A 3,027-nucleotide genomic window follows, 5' to 3' on the forward strand; every position below is an offset into this window, starting at 1 on the left:
CGTCGGGCGAACGTTGGCGGCCCGGCTCGCCGGCCTCGGCCACGAGGTGACGATCGGTACTCGTGACCGCGCCTCGACGCTGGCGCGCGACACCCCCGACAGAATGGGCAATCCGCCCTTCTCCGAATGGCTCGCCGAGCACACCGATGTGATCGACCTGGGGGATATCACCACCGCGCGGGGTCCGGAAATGTACCTGCCGCTGTGGCTCCGGCTCTGGGGCGCCGTCGGTACGGGAATGTTCAACATCAAAGTCGTCCGCTAGGCACCGATCCGCCTTTTGCGAAAGGTCCTGACGTCGGCCCTCGTGGCCGCTCTACACTCGCGGCATGAGGATCAGCGCATTTTCGGACGTCTCGCTCCGGGTGGTGATTCTGCTCGCCGCCGCGCCCGACGCCGGGCTGCTGACCTCGCGGGTCATCTCCGAAGGCGTGGGCAGCCCGTACAACCACGTGAGCAAGACGATCATCAAGCTCCGCGACCTCGGCCTGGTGGAGGTCGTCCGCGGGCGCTCCGGCGGGGCGCGGATCAGCGCCGAGGGGCGCCGCGCCACCGTCGGCTGGTTGCTGCGCCGGCTGGACACCCGGACGGACGTCGCCGACTGCGAGACGGCCGCCGGGAACTGCCCGCTGGTCGACGGCTGCGGGCTGCGGGGCGCGCTCCGGCGGGCCCGGGAGGCGTTCTACGCGGCGCTGGACGACGTCGTCATCGCCACGCTGCCGCACCACGGCCGCCTGAGCTCGGTGAGCGTGGAGATCCTCGCGATGTGACGTCTCGCACAGTCGCCTGTCCTTAAAACCAGCATTTGCGATGCTAGGTTGGGCGCGCGCCACCCCGCCGACCCGAGGAGTCATCCATGCTCTCGACCCAGTCGCTTCCCATTATCGAAGCCACGCTCCCACTCGTCGGTGAGCGGATGCCCGCCATCGCCAAGAATTTCTACGGGCGGTTGTTCACCGCGCATCCAGAATTGTTCGACGGTCTTTTCAGCCGGTCCAACCAGAAGAACGGCACGCAGCAGCAAGCGCTCGCCGGAAGCGTTGCCGGATTTGCCGTGCACCTGGTGAACAACCCCGACACGTTCCCCGAGGTGATGCTCTCGCGCATCGCCCACAAACACGTCTCGCTGGGCATCCGGCCCGAGCAGTACGAGGTCGTGTACACCCACCTCTTCGGGGCGATCGCCGAGGAGCTGAGCGACGTCGTCACCGCCGAGATCGCCGCCGCGTGGACCGAGGTCTACTGGCTGATGGCGCACGCGCTGATCAAGCTCGAGAACGGCCTGTACGCCGGCGCGGCGAGCGACCAGCCGTGGGCGCCGTGGATCGTCGTCGGCCGCGAGCCGGCCGGGACGGACGCGGTGACGTTCACGCTCGAGCCCGCCGACAGCACCCCGGTGACCCTGGCGCGGCCCGGGCAGTACGTGAGCGTCAAGGTCGAGATGCCGGACGGGATCCACCAGGTGCGTCAGTACTCGCTCTCGGCGAGCACCGGGTCGGCCGCGACGCGCGTGTTCACCACGAAGCTCGACGCCGACGGCGAGGTCTCACCCGCGCTGCACGCCGGCGTCCAGGTGGGCGACCGGCTCATCCTGTCGAACCCGTGCGGCGACATCGCGCTCTCCGGCGACGACGGCCCGCTCGTGCTGGCCTCGGCCGGCATCGGCTGCACCCCGTCGGCGTCCATCCTGCGCTGGCTCGCCGAGGCGGAGTCCTCGCGCGAGGTCCTGGTGCTGCACGCCGAGAGCAAGCTGGAGCGCTGGGCGCTGGCCGCCCAGATGCGCGGCGATGTCGCGCTGCTCGAGGCGGCCGAGCTCGAGCTGTGGCTGGAGACCCCCGCCGACGGAGCGCACGACGGCTTCATGTCCCTGGACGGCGTCGACCTCCCGAAGAACGCGTCGCTGTACCTCTGCGGTCCGCTGGCGTTCATGCAGAAGATCCGCTCGGAGGCGCTGGCATCCGGCGTGCCCGCCGAGCGCATCCACTACGAGATCTTCGGTCCCGACCTCTGGCTCGCCGGGGTCTGATCGACTGCTGCCCCGGACGGGCCGAGCATCGCCTGTGAGCGCACCGCCCACAGGTTGAGCTTGCCGGTCGCCGTGCGGGGCAGCTCCGGCACGCGGACGGACCGCGTCGGGAGCTTGTAGCGGGCGATCGTCCGGGCCGCGTAGGCGCGGACGTCCTCGAGGGACGCGTCGCACCGTCCGGGCACTCGAGCACGACGGCGACCGTCTCCCCCCATTCGGGGTGGGGCACCCCGACGACGGCGACCTCGCGGACGCCGGGCAGCCCGGCCAGGGCGCGCTCGACCTCCGCGGGGTAGATGTTCTCGCCGCCGCTGTTGATCATCGCCGTGCGCCGGCCGACGATCGTCAGGAATCCCTCGGCGTCGCGCTCGGCGAGGTCGCCCGTGCGCAGCCAGCCGTCGTCGGTGAAGGCCGCGAGGTTCGCTGCGGGGTCGTTCCAGTAGCCCTGGGTCACGTTCGGGCCCTTGACCAGGATCTCGCCGGGGGTCCCGGCACTCCCCGGCCCGAGGTCCTCCCGGGTGGCCGGGTCGACGAGCCGAATGCGGGTGTGCGGCATTTCCACGCCCGCGGACCCGGCCTTGTCCCGCGTGCGGCCGGCCGGCAGGTACGTGGCCGCGGGGGCGGTCTCGGTCATGCCCCAGGACTGCTGCAGGAGCATGCCCCGGTCGGCGTACTCCAGGACGAGCGCCGCGGGAACGTGCGCACCCGCGACGATGGCCGCGCGGACCCCGGACAGGTCCGCACCGGCGAAGCCCGCGCACCGGGAGATCGCGGCGAACATCACCGGAGCGGCGGGTGGCGTGGTCGATGAGGTAGTCGCGCAGCGGCGCGTCCGCGGTCGGCGCCGGCGAGGCCTGAGGGACGACGTCGTCGTGCGTCCCGGGGGGTTGCTGGGTCTGGCGGAGCGCGGCAGCCAGCAGCGTCTCCTTGTCCTTCCATCGCAGGTAGATCGACGACTTCCCGACGCGCGAGCGTGCCGCGACCTCATCGATCGTCAGGCC

The 3,027-nt window shown here is 71.2% G+C and carries 3 protein-coding genes and 2 pseudogenes; 3 read left to right on the top strand and 2 right to left on the bottom strand.

Going from position 1 to position 3,027, the window contains the following annotated elements:
• The 3 genes and pseudogenes from VIM26_RS15410 to VIM26_RS15420 all read left to right on the top strand — a co-directional run.
• A pseudogene (locus VIM26_RS15410) lies at positions 1–265 on the top strand (hypothetical protein); the annotation flags it as partial.
• A 64-nt stretch (positions 266–329) separates the two neighbouring features.
• Positions 330–770 (top strand): Rrf2 family transcriptional regulator, encoded by a 441-nt coding sequence (locus tag VIM26_RS15415; RefSeq protein ID WP_331952727.1) that lies wholly within the window; start codon positions 330–332, stop codon positions 768–770.
• Positions 771–856: 86 nt separating this feature from the next.
• Positions 857–2,026 (top strand): globin domain-containing protein, encoded by a 1,170-nt coding sequence (locus VIM26_RS15420; protein WP_331952728.1) that lies wholly within the window; start codon positions 857–859, stop codon positions 2,024–2,026.
• On the opposite strand, the gene VIM26_RS15425 is transcribed toward VIM26_RS15420, so the two are convergent.
• Positions 1,926–2,939 carry an AMP-binding protein gene (locus VIM26_RS15425; RefSeq protein WP_414696497.1) on the bottom strand — a complete coding sequence of 338 codons (1,014 nt, stop codon included), beginning with the start codon at positions 2,937–2,939 and terminating at the stop codon, positions 1,926–1,928. The genes VIM26_RS15420 and VIM26_RS15425 overlap by 101 nt on opposite strands.
• A gap of 4 nt (positions 2,940–2,943) precedes the next feature.
• A pseudogene (locus tag VIM26_RS27125) lies at positions 2,944–3,024 on the bottom strand (TetR family transcriptional regulator); the annotation flags it as partial.
• Positions 3,025–3,027 lie beyond the last annotated feature (3 nt).

Origin of the sequence: Pengzhenrongella sp., assembly GCF_036565025.1 — a bacterium.
Classification (GTDB): domain Bacteria; phylum Actinomycetota; class Actinomycetes; order Actinomycetales; family Cellulomonadaceae; genus Pengzhenrongella.

Coding starts and splice junctions, on each gene's coding strand:
- VIM26_RS15415 (WP_331952727.1), top strand. CDS start 330: ATGAGGATCAGCGCATTTTCGGACGTCTCGCTCCGGGTGGTGATTCTG.
- VIM26_RS15420 (WP_331952728.1), top strand. CDS start 857: ATGCTCTCGACCCAGTCGCTTCCCATTATCGAAGCCACGCTCCCACTC.